This is a genomic window from Amycolatopsis sp. NPDC114504 (assembly GCF_055633595.1).
Genome location: NZ_JBVKDU010000004.1, coordinates 307,673 through 326,455, shown reverse-complemented (window position 1 = coordinate 326,455; position 18,783 = coordinate 307,673). Strand labels below are relative to the sequence as shown.

The 18,783-nt window shown below is 72.3% G+C and carries 16 protein-coding genes and 1 pseudogene; 13 read left to right on the top strand and 4 right to left on the bottom strand.

Annotated elements, in window-relative coordinates; translation table 11 throughout:
- Window positions 1–144: 144 nt before the first annotated feature.
- A complete protein-coding gene (locus ACZ7PG_RS31245; RefSeq protein ID WP_470242711.1) occupies window positions 145–963 on the top strand; it encodes a hypothetical protein in 819 nt (272 codons plus the stop codon).
- A 2-nt stretch (window positions 964–965) separates the two neighbouring features.
- On the opposite strand, the gene ACZ7PG_RS31240 is transcribed toward ACZ7PG_RS31245, so the two are convergent.
- Complete coding sequence (locus ACZ7PG_RS31240) at window positions 966–1,823, bottom strand: alpha/beta hydrolase fold domain-containing protein (RefSeq protein ID WP_470242710.1); 858 nt, start codon at window positions 1,821–1,823, stop codon at window positions 966–968.
- A 262-nt stretch (window positions 1,824–2,085) separates the two neighbouring features.
- Here ACZ7PG_RS31240 and ACZ7PG_RS31235 point away from each other — a divergent pair, with 262 nt between their 5' ends.
- The 10 genes from ACZ7PG_RS31235 to ACZ7PG_RS31190 are packed head-to-tail and all read left to right on the top strand — an operon-like array spanning window position 2,086 to window position 13,432.
- Entirely contained in the window at window positions 2,086–3,090 is a 1,005-nt protein-coding gene (locus ACZ7PG_RS31235; protein ID WP_470242709.1) for a LacI family DNA-binding transcriptional regulator, read from the top strand.
- Window positions 3,087–4,028: a carbohydrate ABC transporter permease gene (locus ACZ7PG_RS31230; RefSeq protein WP_470242708.1), complete on the top strand. Its 942-nt coding sequence runs from the start codon at window positions 3,087–3,089 to the stop codon at window positions 4,026–4,028. Before ACZ7PG_RS31235 ends, ACZ7PG_RS31230 begins: the two co-directional genes overlap by 4 nt.
- Window positions 4,028–4,855, top strand: coding sequence for a carbohydrate ABC transporter permease (locus ACZ7PG_RS31225; RefSeq protein ID WP_470242707.1), 828 nt, complete (start codon window positions 4,028–4,030; stop codon window positions 4,853–4,855). Before ACZ7PG_RS31230 ends, ACZ7PG_RS31225 begins: the two co-directional genes overlap by 1 nt.
- Before the next feature lie 40 nt (window positions 4,856–4,895).
- Window positions 4,896–6,176 (top strand): ABC transporter substrate-binding protein, encoded by a 1,281-nt coding sequence (locus ACZ7PG_RS31220; RefSeq protein WP_470242706.1) that lies wholly within the window; start codon window positions 4,896–4,898, stop codon window positions 6,174–6,176.
- Between the two features lie 13 nt (window positions 6,177–6,189).
- On the top strand, window positions 6,190–7,344 hold the full coding sequence (locus ACZ7PG_RS31215) for an ADP-ribosylglycohydrolase family protein (RefSeq protein ID WP_470242705.1): 1,155 nt from the start codon (window positions 6,190–6,192) through the stop codon (window positions 7,342–7,344).
- Window positions 7,341–8,633 carry an ADP-ribosylglycohydrolase family protein gene (locus ACZ7PG_RS31210; RefSeq protein ID WP_470242704.1) on the top strand — a complete coding sequence of 431 codons (1,293 nt, stop codon included), beginning with the start codon at window positions 7,341–7,343 and terminating at the stop codon, window positions 8,631–8,633. The genes ACZ7PG_RS31215 and ACZ7PG_RS31210 overlap by 4 nt, the downstream gene beginning before the upstream one ends.
- The gene (locus ACZ7PG_RS31205) at window positions 8,630–9,577 is read left to right on the top strand and encodes a ribokinase (protein ID WP_470242703.1); all 948 of its coding nucleotides are present in this window, start codon (window positions 8,630–8,632) and stop codon (window positions 9,575–9,577) included. Before ACZ7PG_RS31210 ends, ACZ7PG_RS31205 begins: the two co-directional genes overlap by 4 nt.
- Window positions 9,574–11,415: a formylglycine-generating enzyme family protein gene (locus ACZ7PG_RS31200; RefSeq protein ID WP_470242702.1), complete on the top strand. Its 1,842-nt coding sequence runs from the start codon at window positions 9,574–9,576 to the stop codon at window positions 11,413–11,415. The genes ACZ7PG_RS31205 and ACZ7PG_RS31200 overlap by 4 nt, the downstream gene beginning before the upstream one ends.
- On the top strand, window positions 11,412–12,620 hold the full coding sequence (locus ACZ7PG_RS31195; protein WP_470242701.1) for a CaiB/BaiF CoA transferase family protein: 1,209 nt from the start codon (window positions 11,412–11,414) through the stop codon (window positions 12,618–12,620). The genes ACZ7PG_RS31200 and ACZ7PG_RS31195 overlap by 4 nt, the downstream gene beginning before the upstream one ends.
- Window positions 12,617–13,432 carry an HpcH/HpaI aldolase/citrate lyase family protein gene (locus ACZ7PG_RS31190; RefSeq protein ID WP_470242700.1) on the top strand — a complete coding sequence of 272 codons (816 nt, stop codon included), beginning with the start codon at window positions 12,617–12,619 and terminating at the stop codon, window positions 13,430–13,432. Before ACZ7PG_RS31195 ends, ACZ7PG_RS31190 begins: the two co-directional genes overlap by 4 nt.
- A 173-nt stretch (window positions 13,433–13,605) precedes the next feature.
- Here ACZ7PG_RS31190 and ACZ7PG_RS31185 read toward each other — a convergent pair.
- Window positions 13,606–13,841: pseudogene (locus tag ACZ7PG_RS31185) on the bottom strand (transposase); the annotation flags it as partial.
- Window positions 13,842–13,995: 154 nt separating this feature from the next.
- Between ACZ7PG_RS31185 and ACZ7PG_RS31180 the strand changes: the two are divergent.
- Window positions 13,996–15,222 (top strand): hypothetical protein, encoded by a 1,227-nt coding sequence (locus tag ACZ7PG_RS31180; RefSeq protein WP_470242699.1) that lies wholly within the window; start codon window positions 13,996–13,998, stop codon window positions 15,220–15,222.
- Here ACZ7PG_RS31180 and ACZ7PG_RS31175 read toward each other — a convergent pair.
- The gene (locus tag ACZ7PG_RS31175) at window positions 15,219–16,187 is read right to left on the bottom strand and encodes an ArsR/SmtB family transcription factor (protein ID WP_470242698.1); all 969 of its coding nucleotides are present in this window, start codon (window positions 16,185–16,187) and stop codon (window positions 15,219–15,221) included. The genes ACZ7PG_RS31180 and ACZ7PG_RS31175 overlap by 4 nt on opposite strands.
- Before the next feature lie 66 nt (window positions 16,188–16,253).
- Between ACZ7PG_RS31175 and ACZ7PG_RS31170 the strand changes: the two genes are divergently transcribed.
- Window positions 16,254–17,444, top strand: a complete 1,191-nt coding sequence (locus ACZ7PG_RS31170; RefSeq protein WP_470242697.1) for an MFS transporter — start codon at window positions 16,254–16,256, stop codon at window positions 17,442–17,444.
- On the opposite strand, the gene ACZ7PG_RS31165 is transcribed toward ACZ7PG_RS31170, so the two are convergent.
- Complete coding sequence (locus tag ACZ7PG_RS31165) at window positions 17,429–18,742, bottom strand: jacalin-like lectin (protein ID WP_470243650.1); 1,314 nt, start codon at window positions 18,740–18,742, stop codon at window positions 17,429–17,431. The genes ACZ7PG_RS31170 and ACZ7PG_RS31165 overlap by 16 nt on opposite strands.
- Window positions 18,743–18,783: the final 41 nt, after the last annotated feature.

The window sequence follows — 18,783 nt, the reverse complement described above, 5'->3', positions numbered from 1 at the left end:
TTCCGGGCCTGCCCGCGGGCGTGAAGTCTTTTCGGTGGGCCGATTCCGCCCGAAGAGGCGCCCTTTTCGCCGTTGTGGCGTTATCCTCTCTCCGCGATCGTGAATACGTCGATATCCGCCGCCCCACGATTTCGAGGCACGCCGATGCGCACCATGTACGACGCGGTCACCGCGCGGAACATCCTCAAGAAGGACAGCCGTCCCGTGCTGGTGGCCGGGTACATCGACCGGATCAAGCTCGCGCCGTGGACCGCCGCCGACTGGGCGCTGTTCCCGGACGCCCTGAAGGTGCGGATCGTCAAGAAGGCGTCGACCGACGACGGGCACGTGCTGGACGTCGAGCCCGGCGACGCCACGCCGGAGGAGGCGCCGGGGTGGGCCAAGCGGCGGCGGGCGTCGGGGTTCGCGTACCCCGTCATCTACTGCAACCGGTCGACCTGGCCGAAGGTGAAGGCGGCCTTCACGGCCCAGCGCGTCGATCCGCCGTTGTACTGGATCGCCACCGCCACCGGCAAAGCCGAGATCCCGGCGGGCGCGATCGCCGCGCAGTACCTGCTGGACGTCGCACCCGGCATCGACATCTCCGTCGTGGCCGACTTCTGGCCCGGCGTGGATTCGCCGGCGTCCCTGACCGTCGAACCGGAAGTGGAGATCATGGAACGTATCACCGTCACCCCGCCCAACATCGGCGTGAACGCGGTCCGGCTCAACCTGTCCGGCAGTGCCGGCGCCGCCGTGATCGTCCGCCCGCGGATCAACGGCGAAGGCATCGCGACGCCGATGTGGGTCGGCAACATCTTCGCGTGGGGCTCGGACAAGGTGGGCATCGGGCACAACCCCAAGTCCGACCCGGCGTACAACGACCGGATGACGTCCCACCGCCGCTTCGCCCTGCCGGGCGCGGTGTGGGCCGACCTCGAGTACAGCTCCGCGGAGCCGTTCGAGATCGACGTCGTCGGCTGAGCTCAGGCTGCCGCCGTGAGGTGGTTGCGGAGGAAGGCGATGCCGGCGTCGGTGACGTGCTGGAGCTTGCGCTCGCCGTAGAAGTGGCCGGCGCCGTCGAGGCGGATGAGGTCCGCGTCGGCGCCGGCTCGCCAGTAGGCCGCGACCAGCGCTTCGCTGTGGGCGATCGGGATCCCGGCGTCGTCGGTGCCGTGGGCCAGCAGGAGCGGGGCCGCGGCCGCCGACGCGTGGAGCAGCGGGCTCGCGGTCGGCCCGGGGAGCCAGTCGTGCGGGTCGTGCCCGCCGCTGTGCAACGGGGAATCCGCGGCCGGCGGCGGGATGCGCGTGAAGTCCGTCGGCGCGCTCCAGGCGATCGCGGCGCCGACGTGGCTCGGCGGGCCCGTGATCCCGAGGTCGCCTTCGAGGTCGGCGTCGTCCGCCGTGACGGCGAGCATCGCGGCCAGGTAGCCGCCCGCCGAGTGTCCCCAGGCCGCGACGCGGCCGGCGTCGAGCTCCAGCTCCCCGGCGTGGTGACGCACCCAGCGCACCGCCGCCTTCACGTCGTGGACCTGCGCGGGGAAAGCCGCTTCGCGTCCCTGCCGGTACTGGGCCCGTGCGACGGCGAACCCGGCCGCCACCAGCCGATCCGTCACCCGGTCGCCGAGCAGGCTGTGCTTGTGCGACCCGCCGGCCGGCGCGCCGCCGTAGAGGTAGACCACCACCGGATGGCCACCGCCGGGCGCGTGCCCGGCCGGGACGACGAGGTCCAGCAGCAGCGGGCGGTAGCCGGCGAGGGTCGCGACGAGTGCGTCCCGATAGGACACTCGCGCCCCGGTCCGGTCGGCCCGGGGGAGGGTGAGCGGGGCACGGGAAGTGAGCACGCGACCACTATCGGGGCATTCCGGTCATGGCGGCCAGCCGTACCAGGATGCGGGAGCGGTCCGGTGGCGCCACGCGTGACCGGCCGGCCGGGTACGCGAGCCGACCCTCGTCGTGCCGCACGTGACCGCCCGGGTGCTCTCCGTGTCGTGTTGACATGCCCCGCTCACCGGTGTCAGTATCTGGATTAATCCGATTGGAAACGTTTCCAACCCCGCCTTCCGCAGCTGGAAACGTTTCCAAGAACGCACAACGAGGTAGCCGATGACGTCAACACGGGCCACGCTGCTCCAGGTCGCCGAGCGCGCCGGGGTTTCCCTGGCCTCGACCTCGCGGGCGCTGCACGGCACCGGGGCCAGCCCGGCGATGGTCGAGCGGGTCCGCGCCGCCGCCGCCGAGCTCGGGTACAGCGCCGACGCCATCGGGCGGTCGCTGCGGCTGAAGCGGACCTTCCAGGTCGCCTTCGCCGTCGCCGACATCGGGAACCCTGTCTACGTCGAGATGATGCGGGCCATCCACGAAGTCCTCGCGCCGCACGGCTACCGGGTCGTCGTGATGAGCACGGGGGACACCGCGACGTCGACCACCGAGCTCGTGCGCAGCCTCAACAGCGGGTTCGTCGACGGCATGATCGTCAGCCCGCTGCGCACCGACGACCGGCTGATCCGCGAGATCCAGCAGGCCCCCGTCCCGGTCGTGGTGATCGGGCGGGCCCTGGACGACCGGGGCATCAGCTCGGTCTCCACCGACTCCGCGGGCGGGATCGGGGCCGCCGTCCGCCACCTGTACGCCCTCGGCCGCCGCCGGATCGGGTTCCTCAACGGCCCGCTCGACACGACGCCCGGTGCGGCGCGCCAGCGGGGGTTCGACGCCGTGGCCGGGGAAATCGCCGCGGAGCGCGTCGACCAGGAGGTCGCCGGCGACTTCACCGTCACCGCCGGGCTGGAAGCGGCCCGGACGCTGCTCGCCCGCGGCGGGCTCGACGCGCTCGTCGCCGCCAACGACCTGCTCGCCATCGGCGCCATCCGGGCCGTGCGGGAACTGGGGCTCTCCGTGCCGGAGGACGTCGCCGTCACCGGCATGGACGACACCGAGATCGGCCGGGTCTTCCAGCCGAGCCTGACCAGCGTCTCCCTCGGCTCGACCGAACGCGGGCGCGCGGCGGCCCGGATCATGCTCCAGCTCGCCGACGACCCGGACCACGCGGCGCAGCAGGTCGCCGTCGGGCCCGAACTGATGGTGCGCGAGTCGACCGGGGGTGCGCGATGACCGCGACGCTGACCCGCCCGGCACCCCCGGCCGGGAAGAAGAAGCCCGTGCTGGCCCGCACCCGGCGGCGCGAAGCGATCGCGCTGGTGCTGCCGTCGCTGATCCCGATCCTCGTGCTGAGCGTCGCGCCGCTGGTCGTCGGGATCTTCCTGGCCTTCACCGACGCGCGCCTGGTCCGCCACCCGGACTACGGCTTCGCCGGCGTCGACAACTTCACGAAGCTCGTCGGCAACGACCTGTTCTGGGACTCGCTGCGGATCGGCATGATCTGGACCGTCGGCGTCACGGTTCTCCAGCTGGCCGCCGCGATGGGACTCGCGCTGCTGCTGAACTCGGGCCTGCGGCTGCAGGGCCTGACGCGGGTGCTCGCGCTCGTGCCGTGGGCGATGCCGCCGGTCGTCGTGGCGATCATGTGGCAGATGATCTACTCGGCCAACGGCGGCCCGCTCAACGCCGTGCTCGGCAGCGTCGGCCTGCCCAGCGACATCAACTGGCTCGGCGACTTCTCGGTCGCGCTGCCCGCGGTGATCGTCGTCGGTGTCTGGGTCGGCATGCCGCAGACGACGGTCACGCTGCTGGCCGGCCTGCAGCAGATCCCCGCCGAACTGCAGGAAGCCGCCGCGATGGACGGCGCGGGCGCGTGGCGCCGGTTCACCGCGGTGACCTGGCCGAGCCTGCGCCCGATCGTCACGTCGATCACGTCGCTGAACTTCATCTGGAACTTCAACTCGTTCTCGCTGGTCTACGTGCTCACCGCGGGTGGCCCGGGCGGCAAGACGATGGTCCCGGTGCTGTTCATCTACCTGGAGGCCTTCAAGAACCGCGAGATCGGCTACGCCGCCGCGATGGGACTCGTGCTCGTCGTCGTGGTCGTGCTCATCCTCGCCGTCTACCTGCGGTCGCAGTTCCGCGACGACCGCGCCGTGAAGGGGCGCTGATGAAGACCCTGGTGCGCCCGGCGCAATACGTCGCCCTCGCGCTTTACATCCTGTTCCTCGGTTTCCCGTTGCTGTGGCTGATTTCCGCGTCGGTGAAGTCGTCGGGCGAGCTCAATTCGCTCACCGTGAGCCTGCTGCCGAGCGAATGGCATTGGGACAACTACACCGAAGCGCTGGAAAAGCAGGGCCTGGTCCGGTCGGCTTTCAACAGCCTGATCGTCGCGCTCTCCTCGACCGCGTTGTCGGTGGTCGTCGCCGTGCCCGCGTCCTACGTGCTCGCGCGGCTCAAGGGCAAGGTGCGCGCGGCCGGCGTCGGCTGGATCCTGGTCAGCCAGGTGTTCCCGGTCGTGCTCATCATCCTGCCGCTGTACCTCATCCTGCGGACGCTCGGCCTGGCCGACAACCTCGCCGGCCTGACCCTCGTGCACACGACGTACATGCTGCCGTTCGCGCTCTGGATGCTGCAGGGGTACGTCGCCGCGATCCCGGTGGAGCTGGAAGAGGCCGGGGCGGTGGACGGCGCGACCCGGCTGACCGTGCTGCGCACGATCGTCTTCCCGCTGCTCGCCCCGGGCGTCGCCGCGACGGCGATGTTCAGCTTCGTCTCGTCGTGGAACGAGTTCTTCTTCGCACTGGTCCTCCTGCAGTCGCCGGAGAACTACACGCTGCCCATCACGCTCAACATGTTCGTCGGCGGGGAGGGCAAGGTCGCCCTCGGCCCGCTCGCGGCGGGCGCCGTGCTCGCCGCCATCCCCAGCATCGTCTTCTTCAGCATCCTGCGGAGAAAGCTCACCGGCGGCCTGATGGCCGGGGCGGTGAAGGGATGACCCTCCTTACCCCACACAAGAGAGTTCGAAAGGTCGGTCGATGAAGACACGACGCATGATCGCCGCCACCGCGCTGACGGCCGTCGGCCTGCTGCTCACCGCCTGCGGAGGAGGTGGCAGCGGAGACAGCGGGGACGGGCCGGTCACCCTCACCTTCCAGTCCCTGTCCGACCAGCCCGCCGCCATCGCCGCGACGCAGAAGATCGTCGGCGACTGGAACAAGGCCCACCCGGACGTGCAGGTCAAGATCGTCCAGGCGGGCTGGGACGGCGTCTACGACAAGCTGATCACCCAGTTCAACGCGGGCACCGCGCCGGACATCGTGCACTACGAAGCCGCCGGCATCGCGCCCTTCGCCACCGACGGCTACCTCGCGGACCTGACCCAGTACCTGCCGGAGCAGAAGCGCGCGGACATCCCGAAGGGCGTCCTGGACTCGGTGACGGTCGACGGCAAGGTGATCGCCGCCCCGACCGAGCTGCAGTCCTATGTGGTCTTCGCGAACAAGACCCGGCTGCAGCAGGCGGGCGTCACGATCCCGACCGGCGCCACGATGACGTGGGACCAGCTGCGCGACATCGCCAAGGCGACCACGAAGGACGGCAAGTTCGGCCTAGGCTGGGGACTGTCGAGCCCGACGGCGGCGTTCGTCGCGCTGGCCCCCGGGTTCGGCGGCAAGTACTTCGACGGCACCGGGGACAAGGCGCAGCTGAGCGTCGGCCAGGGTGAGCAGGCGCTGCCGCAGCTCGTGGACGCCATGGCGCACCAGGACCACTCGATCCTGCCGGTCACGCTGACGCAGTCGGGCACCAAGGCGCTCGCGCCGTTCTACGCCGGCCAGATCGCGATGACCGTCCAGGGTTCCTACCAGGCGGCCAACATCGCGAAGGACGCGCCGAAGGGCTTCGACTGGGTCGTGCTGCCGCCGCTGGCCGGCTCGGCCGGGCCCGCGCAGGCCGCCAACCCGCAGACGCTGTCGGTGAACAAGGACTCCGGTCACGTCAAGGAGGCCGCGGAGTTCGTCGACTTCTTCACCGGCACCGAAAACCTCGCCGCCGTCAACGAGGCCGACGCTCTGATCCCGCCGACGACCTCGGCGCGGCAGGCGCTCACGACCAAGCTCGGCGCGAAGAACGGCTGGAAGGAAATCCTCGCCTCGGGGGAGTACCTGACCTCGGCCCCCTACCTGTTCGCCGGCAAGTACGCGCAGTGGAAGGACACCGTCGCGACCCCGGCCTACCAGCAGTTCCTCGGACAGAAGATCGACGCCGCCGGCCTCGCGAAGCAGCTCGAGGACGGCTGGAAGAGCGTCAGCAAATGACAGGAGCGGACTCTTGACCTGGCTGGAAGACCGGGCCGTCGCGGTGATCACCGGTGCGGCCGTCGGGGACGCCCTCGGCGGCGCCACCGAAGGGTGGACGCCCGAACAGATCGAGGAGCGCCACGGCGGCCGGGTGACCGGTGTCGTCGGGCCGTGGTACCCGGACTGGCGGACCGCGCGCCCGATCGCGCCGTACCACAAGGGCGACGGGCACATCACCGACGACACCCTCATGACGCGGGCGCTCGTCGAGGTGTACGCGAAGCGCCGCGCGCACCTCGACGCGTACGCGATGGCCGAGGACCTGGTGCCGCTCATGATCGGCGAGCCGCGCTGGGTGCCGGAGCTGGAGTCGACCGCGTTGCTGCTGCAGCGGGTCTTCCTGGCGGAGAAGTGGATCGTCGCGAGACTCCACTACGGACACGTCGACCCGCGCGAAGCGGGCGTGGGCAACGTGGTCAACTGCGGCGCGGCGATGTACGTCGCCCCGGTGGGCGTCGTCAACGCGGGTGACCCGCGGGCGGCGTACGCCGAGGCGATCGACCTCACCGGCGCGCACCAGTCGAGCTACGGCCGCGAGGCCGCGGGCGTGCTGGCCGCGATGGTGTCGGCCGCGGTCACCCCGGGCGCGGCGCTCGACGACGTCGTCGCGGCGGCTTTGGACGTGGCCCACGACGGGACCGCGGCGGCGCTGCGGGCCGTCGTCGAAGAGTTCGGTGGCCGGACCGTCCCCCCGGCCACCGACGACGAAGAGCGGGCGCTGGCCGCGCGCGTCCGGGAGACGGTCGCGCCGTTCGACTCGGTGGGGCCGCACTACCGGGAGATGTCGATGGACGCGCGGCGCCCGTCGCGGACGAAGTCCATCGAGGAGCTGCCCGCCGCGCTGGCGTTCGTGCTGGCGCACCGCGGCGACTTCCGGGGCGCGGTGCTGGCCTCGGTGAACTACGGCCGCGACGCGGACTCGATCGCCGTGATGGCGGCGGCGATCTGCGCCGGCCTCGGCGGGACGGCCGCCGTGCCCGCCGAGTGGGTCGACGAGATCGGCGACGCCAGCCGGATGGACCTCCGCGAGACGGGGCACCTGCTGGCGTCGGCGGCCGCGGACATCCTGAAGGCCGACCGGGACCGGGCTGCGGCGCGGGTCGCGTTCTTCGAGGAGACGGCGTGAGGCTGACCTGGGCCCAGCCCGAGGACCTGCTGCCGCACGAGCTGGTGCAGTCGGCCGCGGAGGGCAAGGACGTCACCGCGGTGCGGGAGCGGTGGGTCGCGGCGGGCGGTGACCCGGTGCCGGCCGTCAGCGGTGCCGGGCCGGCGATGCCCGCGTTGCGTTCTCTGGCGCGTGAGCTGCTGGACTCCTTGGCGGCACCGGACTTCTCGCCTTCGTGGGAGTCGCTGTCGTTGCCTGCCGCGCCTTCGCTGCCTCGCGGGTCCCGTGGGCGGGAGCTGGGGGCGTGGACCGGGCGGGCCGCCGGATGCCTGCTCGGGAAGCCCGTGGAGAAGATCCCGCGGGAGGGCATCGAGGAGATCCTGCGGGCGACCGGCCGCTGGCCGCTCACCGGCTGGTTCACCGCGGTGGGGCTGCCCGACGAGGTCGCGGCGCGGTGGCCGTGGAACCGTCGTTCGGCGCCGACGTCGCTGGAGGAGAACATCGACGGGATGCCCGAGGACGACGACCTCAACTACCCGATGCTCGCGTTGTCGCTGCTGGAGACGCACGGCCGGTCGTTCACGACGTCGGACGTCGCGCAGCTGTGGCTGGACAACCTGCCGGCCGGGCGGGTGTTCACGGCGGAGCGCGCGGCGTACCGGAACCTGCTGGACGCGCGGACGGACACGGCGACGTACCGGAACCCGTTCCGCGAGTGGATCGGCGCGCTGATCCGCGCGGACGTGTTCGGCTGGGTCTCCCCGGGCGACGTGGTCTCGGCGGCGCGGCTGGCGTGGGAGGACGCGCGCCTCAGTCATACGCGCAATGGCGTGTACGGCGCGATGTGGGCGGCGGCGCTCGCCTCGGCGGCGATGGTGTGCGACACGGTGGACGAGGTCCTGGACGCGGCGTTCTCCGTGGTCCCGGCCGGCTCCGACCTGGAGTCCGCGATCCGCTTCGGCCGGTCGGCGGCGTCGGAGGGCGATGTCCGGAGTGGACTCGACCGGCTGCACGCCGAGTACGGGCACTTGCACTGGGTGCACGTGCTGAACAACGCGGCGACGATCGCGTACGCGCTCGCGGCGGGCGGCGGGGAGTTCGGGCCGAGTGTGTCGATCGCGGTGACGGCCGGGTGGGACACGGATTCGGTGGCCGCGACGGTCGGGGGCGTGGTCGGCTCGGTGAGCGGGGTGGACGAGTACTGGAGCAAGCCCCTCGACGGCCGGATCGCGACGTCGCTGCCCGGTGGGGAACGGCGGATCGCGGACCTCGCGGCCCGGACGGTGGCACTGGCGGAGGTGCGGTCGTGACCGGGGGTGGAGCGGGCGGTGCGGCCGAGACCTCGGCCGGCGGAGGTGCGGTCGCCGGCCACCCGAACCCTGCCGCCGGGCGGGTCGTGGTCGTGGGTTCGGCCAACGTCGATCTCGCCGTCGATGTGCCGCGGGTACCGAAAGCCGGGGAAACCGTCCTCGGTGCGCGGTTGCGTCGGAGTCCCGGGGGCAAGGGTGCGAACCAAGCCGTCGCCGCGGCCTACGCCGGCGGCGCCGACACCACCTTCGTCGGCGCCCTCGGTGAAGACGAAGGCGCCGACCTGCTCCTCGTCTCCCTCGGCGGCGCCGGGGTCCGGACCGACCTCGTCGAACGCGCCGAAGCACCCACCGGCACCGCCTTCATCACCGTTGCCCCGGCCGGCGAGAACGCCATCGTCGTCGCGCCCGGTGCCAACGACCACGTCGTGATCGGCCCGGCCCAGGCCGGGCGGATCGCCGAGGCCGATGTCGTGCTGGCCCAGCTGGAAATCCCGCTCGACGTGGTGGCGGCCGCCGCCGCGGCTCGGGAGGAGAACGCGAGCATGATCCTCAACGCCGCCCCCTCGCGCGAGCTGCCTGATTCGCTCTTGGCCGTCCTCGACATCCTCGTCGTCAACGAACACGAAGCGGCCGACCTCGCCGGCGAGCCCGAGAAGCTGCTCGAGCGGGTGCCCGCCGTCGTCGTCACCCTCGGCGGCGAAGGGTGCGTGATCCTCCGGCGAGACCACGAACCCGTGCGGATCCCCGGCTTCCCCGTGGACGTCGTCGACACCACCGGCGCCGGCGACACGTTCTGCGGTGTCCTCGCCGCGGCGCTGGCCCAGGGCGAAGACCTCCCCACGGCCGCGAAACGCGCGTCGGTGGCCGGGGCGCTCGCCGTCACCCGGCCCGGTGCCCAAGCCGCCGTTCCCAGCCAAGACGAGGTCGCAGGAAAGACATCATGACCTACACGTTCGACCCGCTCGTCCCGCGCCCCATCGACCGGCCCGCCGACGTCACCGGCCCCGATCCCGACGCGGCCAAGATCTTCGCCGCGCCCGCGGACCCGGCCGACCGGCCCGCGTGGCGCGAGGCCCTCGAGAACTGGCGCGACGACGCCCGAGCCCGCCACGGCTACACCGGTAGGATGTACGAACGCCCCGGAGCGGCCTGGGCGCGGACCTGCCACACGGTCGCCCAGGTGTGGCTCTGGGACGAACTCCTCTACTCGTTCGACGAACACCGCTTCACCCCCGAACGCTTCCTGGCCGACGCACGCGACCGCTTCGGTGGCCTCGACGCCGTCGTGCTCTGGCACGCCTACCCGGTGATCGGTCTCGACGACCGCAACCAGTGGGACTTCTACCGCGACGTCCCCGGGCTCGCCGAGCTGATCGACACCCTGCACGACCAGGGGCTGCACGTCTTCGTCGACTACAACCCCTGGGACGTCGGCACCCGCCGCGGCGATGACGACCTGACCGAGCTGGCGGCCCTCGTCGCGGACCTGAAAGCCGACGGCGTCTTCCTCGACACGCTCAAGAAGGCCGAGCCGGACTTCGTCGACCGGCTCGAAGCCGCCCGGCCCGGGATCGTCCTCGAAGGCGAGTCCAAGCTGCCGGTCGAGCGGATCGAGGACCACGCGGCGTCGTGGGCCCAGTTCTTCGCCGACTCGCCGGTCCCGGGCGTCCTGCGCGCCCACTGGTACGAGCGGCGCCACATGCAGCACCACGTCCGGCGCTGGCACCGCGACCACAGCGAGGAGCTGCAGTCGGCGTGGCTCAACGGCGTCGGCGTCATGGTGTGGGAGGTCGTCTTCGGGGTGTGGGTCGGCTGGTCGCCCCGCGACGCCGCGACCGTCCGCCGGATGGTCACGCTCCAGCGCGCCGCCGAAGACCTGCTGCTGAACGGCGAATGGACGCCCCTCGCCGAACTCGCACCCGAGGCGGAGGCCGCGGGCGTCTACGCCTCGAAGTGGGAGCTCGACGGCAAGACGCTCTGGACCCTCGTCAACCGCGGCGACACCGACTACCACGGCCCGCTGCCCGGCACCGATCTCCTGGACGGCGTGCCGGCCCGGGGGATCGGGGCGACGGTGGCGGGGTGGCGGCCGGACCTCCCGCCGCTGCCGCACGACCCGGACGCCCGCTTCCCGCACCGGATCGCGAAGCGGGTAAGTCCACAAAGGACCACCGGCGAGCCCGACGAGGACGCTGTCGTGGTCCCGAAAGGACCGTACGTCCTCACCGTCCGGTACCGCGCCCGCGAGACCGGCATGTACCAGGGTGCGCCCTATGTGGACGAATGGAAGCCGCTCTCGCCGCGCCTGCACGACGCGCGCACGCTGCAACGCGAAGGCGAGCTGACCACGGCCGTGGCGATAGCGGCCACCGAAGTGACCAACGCCCAGTACGCGGAGTTCCTCGCCGCCACCGGGCAAGAGCCGAGGCAGCCGGGCGCGCCGGACGAGCCGGTCACCCACGTCGACCTCGACGACGCCCGCGCGTACTGCAAGTGGCGTGGCGGGCGCCTGCCGACCGAGGACGAATGGCAGCTGGCGGGGGAGCGTCTCAAGCGTGGCACCCCGGCCGTGTGGAACTGGACCGAGAGCGAACACTCCGACGGCCGGACGCGGTTCGTGATGCTCAAGGGCGGCAGCGACTACGCGGCCGAAGGCTCCGAGTGGTACGTCGAAGGCGGCGTGCAAGCACCGGACTACACCGTGAAGCTCCTCCTGCCCGGTCTCGGCCTCGCCCGGAGCGCGACGGTCGGCTTCCGCTGCGCCTGGGAGGTGACGGCGTGACCGTCTCCCGTGACCCTTCGGCCGGTGCGCTGGCCGGGCTGCGCGTCGTCGACGCGTCCACCCTCTTCGCCGGCCCGATGGCCGCGATGCACCTCGGGGACATGGGTGCCGAGGTGATCAAGGTCGAGCACCCGCGCAAGCCCGACCCCTCGCGCACCCACGGCGCCGCGAAGGACGGCGTCAACCTGTGGTGGAAGACCCTGGGGCGCAACAAGCGCACGGTCACCGCCGACCTCGGCAGCGAAGGCGGCCGTGAGGTGTTCCTCGCGCTGGCCACCACCGCGGACGTCGTCATCGAGAACTTCCGCCCCGGCACGCTCGAACGCTGGAACCTCGGGTACGACGAGCTGGCGAGCTGGAACCCGAAGCTCGTGCTGGCCCGCGTCACCGGCTTCGGGCAGCTCGGTCCCTACCGGAGCCGGCCGGGCTTCGGCACGCTCGCCGAAGCGATGAGCGGCTTCGCGGCGACGACCGGGGAACCGGACGGGCCGCCGACGCTCCCGCCGTTCGGGCTCGCCGACGGCGTCGCGTCGCTGGCCACGGCCTACGCGATCATGGTCGCCCTCGCCGCGCGCGCGAACTCCGGGCGCGGGCAGGTCGTCGACACCGCGATCATCGAGCCGATGCTGGCCATGCTCGGCCCGCAGATCACGCGCTGGGACCAGCTGCGCACGGTGCAGCCGCGCACCGGCAACCGGTCGACGAACAACGCGCCGCGCAACACCTACCGCACCGCCGACGGCCAGTGGGTCGCGGTGTCCACTTCGGCCCAGTCGATCGCCGAACGCGTGGTGCGGATGGTCGGGCGGCCGGACCTGGCCGACGAGCCGTGGTTCGCCACCGGCGCCGATCGTGCGCAGCACGCCGACGAACTGGACGAAGCCGTCGGCAAGTGGATCGGGCAGCGCACGCGCGACGAGGTCGTCGCCGCGTTCGAGGAGGCACAGGCCGCCGTCGCGCCGATCTACGACGCCGCCGACATCGTCGCGGACCCGCAGTTCCGGGCGCTCGGCACGATCCACGAGATCGAGGACGCCGAGCTCGGCCCGATGCTCATGCAGGGCCCGCTGTTCCGGCTGTCCGGCCACGACGGCGTCATCGGCTTCACCGGCCGTCCGCACGGCGCCGACACCGACGCGGTGCTGGAGGAGCTGGGGTTCTCGCCCGAGCGGGTGGCCGAGCTGCGCGAGCGGGGTGCGGTGTGAGCCCGCCGCTGACGTTCCTCTACACCCCGGCCGACCGGCCGGACCGGGTGCGCAAGGCCCTGGCGTCCGAGGCGGACGTCGTGCTCGTCGACCTCGAGGACGCGGTCGCCCCGGCGCGCAAGGACGAAGCCCGGGCGAACGCCCTGGAGGTGCTCGCGTCGGTGTCCCGGCCGGTGCAGGTGCGCGTCAACCACCCGAGCACGCCGTGGCACGCGGCCGACCTCGCCGCGCTCGCCCGGCTGCCGCTCGCGGTGGGGGCGCGGCTGCCGAAGGTCGAAGCGCCGGAGGAGGTCCTGGCCGCCGGGGCCGTGCTGCCGGGCCGGGCGCTGCACCCGCTGATCGAGTCGGCACTGGGGGTGGAGCGGGCGCTGGACATCGCGACGGCGTCCCCGCGGATCGCGTCGATCGGGCTCGGCGAGGCCGACCTGCGTTCGGACCTCGGCGTCGCCGACGACGCCGGGCTGACGTGGGCGCGCAGCCGCGTGATCGTCGCGGCGCGGGCGGCCCGGCTCGCGCCGCCCGCGATGTCGGCGTACGCGAACGTCCGCGACCTCGCCGGGCTCGCGGCGTCGTGCCGGGCGGGCCGCGCGCTCGGCTTCCGCGGCCGGACCGCGATCCACCCGGTCCAGCTCGAGACGATCCGGACGGCGTTCTTGCCGACGCAGGAGGAGGTCTCGCGGGCGCGGGAGGTCATCGCCCGGGTCGCCGACGCGACGGCCGCCGGCGTCGGCGCGATCGCGTTGCCGGACGGGACGTTCCTCGACGTGGCCATGGTCGAGCAGGCGCGGACGGTGCTGTCCCTGGCCGACTAGGAGCTGTCCTGTAAGTCATCGGAGCCAGAGCACGACGGCGGCGATGGTGAGTTCCGCCTGGTAGTAGGCGGCACGTTTGGCGTAGCGAGTGGCCAGACCACGGAACTGGCCTCGGGATCGAAAGCCGGTGGTCGCCCGCCGCGGGAGCCCTTGGCGACGCGGCGGGCGACGCCGATGCCGTCCAGCAACGGAACCAGCTGCGGGTTGTCTCCGGCTTGGCCCGGGGTGAGCAGGAACCGCATCGGCAGGCCACGGTCGTCGACGGCCAGGTGGATCTTGGTGCTCAGCCCGCCGCGAGACCGTCCGAGCCCTTCTCCGTCGACGGCGAGGACTTCGACCCCTTCGCTGCATCCCCCTTTTTCCGGGCACCGGGCGAGTGCTGGTGCGCTCGGACCACGCTGGAGTCGATCGAGATGATCCATTCGAGGTCGCCGACGGCGTCGTCTTTGACGATCACCCGGTCGAGGATCTTGTCCCAGGTGCCGCAGCTAGATCACTTACAGGACACGCCTTAGTACGGGCGTTGTACGAAATTTGGATCCGCCTCTGGCGCAATGCCGGACATGCGAACTCCGAAAGCGCTCCTCCTCGCGCTGGCCGTGGTGGCCGGCGCACTGGCTTTACCCGGGACGGCCAGCGCCGCCTACAGCGATCCGCTGACGACCACGACCAAGCAGAACCTGGTCTGGCACGCGACGCCCGCCGCCGCGCTGACGGCGCTCGACAACGCGCTGCCGAACGTCAGCCTCAACACCGTCGTCAACGATCCCAGCTACGCGATGACCGGCTGCACCGGTGCCGAAAAGGCCGCGCTGCCCAAGGCGCCGGCCGCCACGAAGTCGTTGTGCTGGGACTCCGAACGCGCGGGCAGCACCACCTGGGTCCCGCAGGGCATCACGACCTCCGGCGACGCCGACGACGACGGCATGTGGGGCGCGGACAAGATCATCCTGTCCGGCTGGCACGGCACCGACGCGCTCGGCCGCTACAACGACGCGCGGATCCAGGCGGTCAACTACAACGACCCCGCTTCGGCCGCCCACCGGATGATGTACCTGGCCGTGCCGAACAGCACCGGCAGCAGCTTCTCCGGCGCGCAGGCGCACATGGGCGGGATGGCCTGGCTCGGCGACAAGATCTACGTCACCGCCGTCGGGAACACCTCCACCGCGATCCGGGTGTTCAGCACCAAGCACATCCTGCAGATGACCGACACGACGTCCAACGCGATCGGCAAGACCTCCGGCGGGTACGCCGCCTGGACGTACAAGTACGCGATGATGCAGATCGGCTACTACTCCTACGCGGGCGGCACGTGCAGCATGGCGTCCGACACCGGCGTGCCGTGCTTCTCATCGCTCTCCCTGGACCGCAGCACGAGCCCGGCCAGCATCGTGACGACGGAGTACTTCTCCGACCAGAGCCTGCACGGCCGCCTCTACCGCTTCCCGATGGGCACGGATTACCTGCTGACCGGGACCGCGACCGAGGCGTTCCGCAGCTACGTCGGCAACATGCAGGGCGTCCTGTCCCACGACGGCAAGTGGTACGTCGCCCACAGCTCGGCGACGCTCAACGGCCAGCTCTGGGCCCAGACGACGTCGGCGAGTACGTCGGCGACCTGCGGCTCCACGTCCGCCTGCTGGGCGGTCCACCCGGAAGCGCTGACGTACGACTGGTCGACGGGCCTGGTCTGGTCGCAGTCGGAGTGGTCGACGGCCGACTGCCAGGCGCAGAGCCAGACGTGCGGGCGGTCGGTGTTCGCGGTGCCGCTGACCTCGCTGGGTTAGCGGGTGAGCAGGGCCGCTCCGAGCGCCGTGATCAGGTAGAGCACCTGGCGCCCGGAGCGTTCCCGCTCGACCAGCCCGTTCTCCCGCAGGACGGCCAGGTGCTGCGACACCGCGCTGGGCGTCACGCCGAGGGCGCGGGCCAGGTCGGTCGTGGTGGCGGGGGAGCGCAGTGCTTCCAGGAGCCCGGCCCGCGCGCGGCCGAGCAGCCGGACCGTGCCGTCCGACGGCGCGCGCGTGCCCGCCGTCCACAGCGCGCCGCGGCCGCGCGCCGGGTAGCGGACCGTCGTCTGCGTGGACGTGCGCCCTTTGATCAGGACGTGCGGGCAGCCGAGCACGACCGGGATGAGGACGAGGCCGCCGGGTCCCTGGTCGACCCGGCGGTCGCCGTCGAGCAGCAGCTTCCCGTTGTCCCAGCGCAAGTCCGGGTGCAGGCCGGCGAACAGCCGTTCCGCGCCACCCGTTGCGAGCATCCGCGCGCGGTGGGCGACGTCGGCGTCGAGGACGGCCCGGATCCGCGGCCAGTGCGGGGCGAGCAGCCGGTCGTGCGCCTCCCGCAGCTCCGCGGCGATCGCCGTCAGCCCGGCCGCCGGGCGCGCGGCCAGCTCGGCGGTGGTCCCGCGGAGGTCGGCGCCGAACACGCGCCCGAGGCTGCGCCGGACCTGGCGCGCGGTCGTCCGCCGCAGCGCGGCCAGATCGTCTTCGATGGACGGGCCGGAGTCGCGCGGCGCGGGGACCAGGAACTCCGGCCAGTTGGGCCGGTCGCTCACGATCAGCGGCCACGTCCACGGCAGGTCCAGCGGCGCGCGGGCGAGCTCGTCCGCCGCCCAGCGCAGCCACGGCAGCGCGGTCGCCTGCCGCTCGCGCCCGCCCAGCTGCTGCAGGCACGCGACCGTCTCCGACAGCGGGGAGATCGCGAAGCGGGTCGCCGCCAGCTGCGCGACGTCGAGCTCGATCGTCAGTGCCATGGTGCCGAGTATGTAGCCCGGAGCTAAATGCTGTCCGCGGATCGCGGCGGGCCAAAAGATCGGAGGATGATCGGACGGGACTTCCGGCGGCTCCTGTGGGCGACCGGCATCGACAACCTCGGCACCGGCGCGTTCACCGCGGCGGTACCGCTGTTGACCGTCACGGTCACCCAGGACCCGCGGCTCGTTTCGCTCGTCTCGGCCGCGGCCTACCTGCCGTGGCTGCTGCTGTCCCTGCCCGCCGGCGCGCTGGCCGACCGCCACGACCGGGCCGGCCTGATGTGGCGCGCGCAGGCGGCGCAGGCCGTGCTGGTCGCCGTGACCGCCGTCCTGGCCGCCTGCGGGGCGGCCGGCGTCCCGATCCTCGTCGTCACGGCGTTCGGGCTCGGCGCGGGCGACGTCGTCTTCGGCACCGCGGCCCAGGCGATCCTGCCGGACCTGGTCGCGAAACCGTTGCTGCCGCGGGCCAACGGGCGTCAGCAGGCGATCACGACCATCGCGGAGCAGTTCGCCGGGCCACCCGTGGGCAGCCTGCTGTTCGGGGTCGCGGCGGCGCTGCCGTTCGGGCTCGACGCCGTCTCGTTCGCGGTGTCCGCCGTCCTGGTGGCGAAGCTGCCCCGGCGTGCCGACGGTGCCCGCCCGCGCTCCGCCGTCCGCGAGGGACTGTCGTGGCTGCTGCGGCACCGGCTGCTGCGCACGCTCGCGATCCTGGTGGGTGTCAACGCCTTCTGCGGCCAGCTGGCCGCCGCGACGCTCGTCCTGCTCGCCACCCGCGTCGTGCACCTCGACGCGCGCGGCTACGGCCTGCTGCTCGCCGGGGCCGCGCTGGGCAGCGTGCTCGGCGGGCTGGTCAACGCGCGCGTGGTGGCCCGGATCGGGTCCCGGGCGGCGTTGCCGACCGCGCTGGTGGTCAACGTCGGCGCGTTCGCGGGCATCGGCCTGAGCCGCGACGCCGTGGTGCTCGGCGCGTTCCTCGCCGTGAACGGGTTCGCGACGACGCTGTGGAACATCGTCACCGTCGGCCTCCGGCAGGACCTTGTCCCGTCGGCGCTGCTGGGCCGGGTCACCAGCGCGAACCGGCTGCTCGGCTGGGGCCTGATCCCGGTCGGCACCCTGGCGGGCGGACTGGTGGCCCACGCGCTCGGGTTGCGGGCGCCGTACCTCGTCGCGGCCGCCGTGCGCGGGCTCGCCCTGATAGTAGCGCTGCCAGTACTCGTCGGTCCTTTGTGGACTCAGGACGGTCAGCGTCGCGTGTAGACGAACCCCAGCTGGTCCACCTCGTCACCCGAGCGGCCGTGGAAGCCCGCGATCTGCCAGCCGTCCGGTGCGGTCGCGGTGGTGCAGTCCGACGTCTTCGTGCCGCCGCTGAGTGTGCCGCCGCGGTTGGTCGTGATGCGGGCGGAGAAGATCCGCGTGTGGCCGTTGTAGCTGCCCTGGCACAGTTCCGCCGAGACCGCGTACTCGCCGTCGGCCAGCTGATACGTCCGCGAGGTGCCGCCGGTTCCGCCGTGGCCGAACGTCGTGCCGTCGGCCAGGGTCAGGCCGATCCGGTCGACGCGGCTGCCCGCGCTGAGGGTGAGCGTCGAAGCCCGCGCGGCCGGCGGGATCCGGTCGAGGTCGGTGAACGGCGTGCCGTGCGGGCCGCCGAACCGGTCGCTCAGCCGGAACGCCGGGTCGGTCGTCCAGCCGAACCGCACGGTCACCGGGTCGTGGTCGGACAGCATCGCCCCGGACGCGTCGAGGAACGCGGTGTGCTCGTTGTTGTAGTACGTCGCGTCGAGGGAGATCAGCTTGTTCCCCCGGTAGAGCACCTTGTCGACGATCTCGCACGCGTTGGTGACCGCGGACTCGTCGCACACCAGGGGATCGCTGCCCGCCGCGGGCGGGACGCCGCCGCGTTCGAGCCGGACCCACGCGTCGGTGAGCCCGTTGTCGGCGGCGAACGCCCGGATCGTGTCGGCGGCCCGGGTGTAGCGGGTGTTGGTGTCGCCCATGACCAGGACGGCGTTGCCCGCCGAGTGCGTGGCGATGTACGCCGTGAGCTGCTTGAGGTTCGCGGCGCGCGAGGCCTGGTCACCGTCGTTCGTGCCCGCGTTGGTGTGGATGTTGTACGCGTCGACGTAGACGCCCTCGGCGAGCCGGAGCCGGGTGAACGTGAAGCCCTTCGGCGTCAGGCAGTCGCCCGAGTCGAACTGGCACGAGTCCCAGCGGACGCGCTCGAGCTCGTCGACGGGCAGGGCGGACAGGCTGTTCAGGCCGCTCCCGATCCCGGCGCCGCCGCTCGTCGGCGTCCGGTACGGGTGAGTGTCGGCCGCGTACAGGGTGGCGTGGTAGTTGAAGTCCTCCTGGACGTGCACCAGGCCGTACGGGCCGAGGCGCTGCCCGATGGCGGTCGTGCTCGGCGCGCGCGGGGTGGGCGCGCTGGAGATGCCTTCGGGCAGACCGGCGATGTTGTAGGACAGGACGCTGAAGGTGCCGCCGGCGGCGTGGGCGGCGGGCGCGGTGACGGCGAGCCCGGACGCGGCGAGAACGGCCGTCGCGAAGGCGGTGAACACTCTGCGCAAGGCGGTGTTCCTTCCGTGGCGGGGGAGCGGGA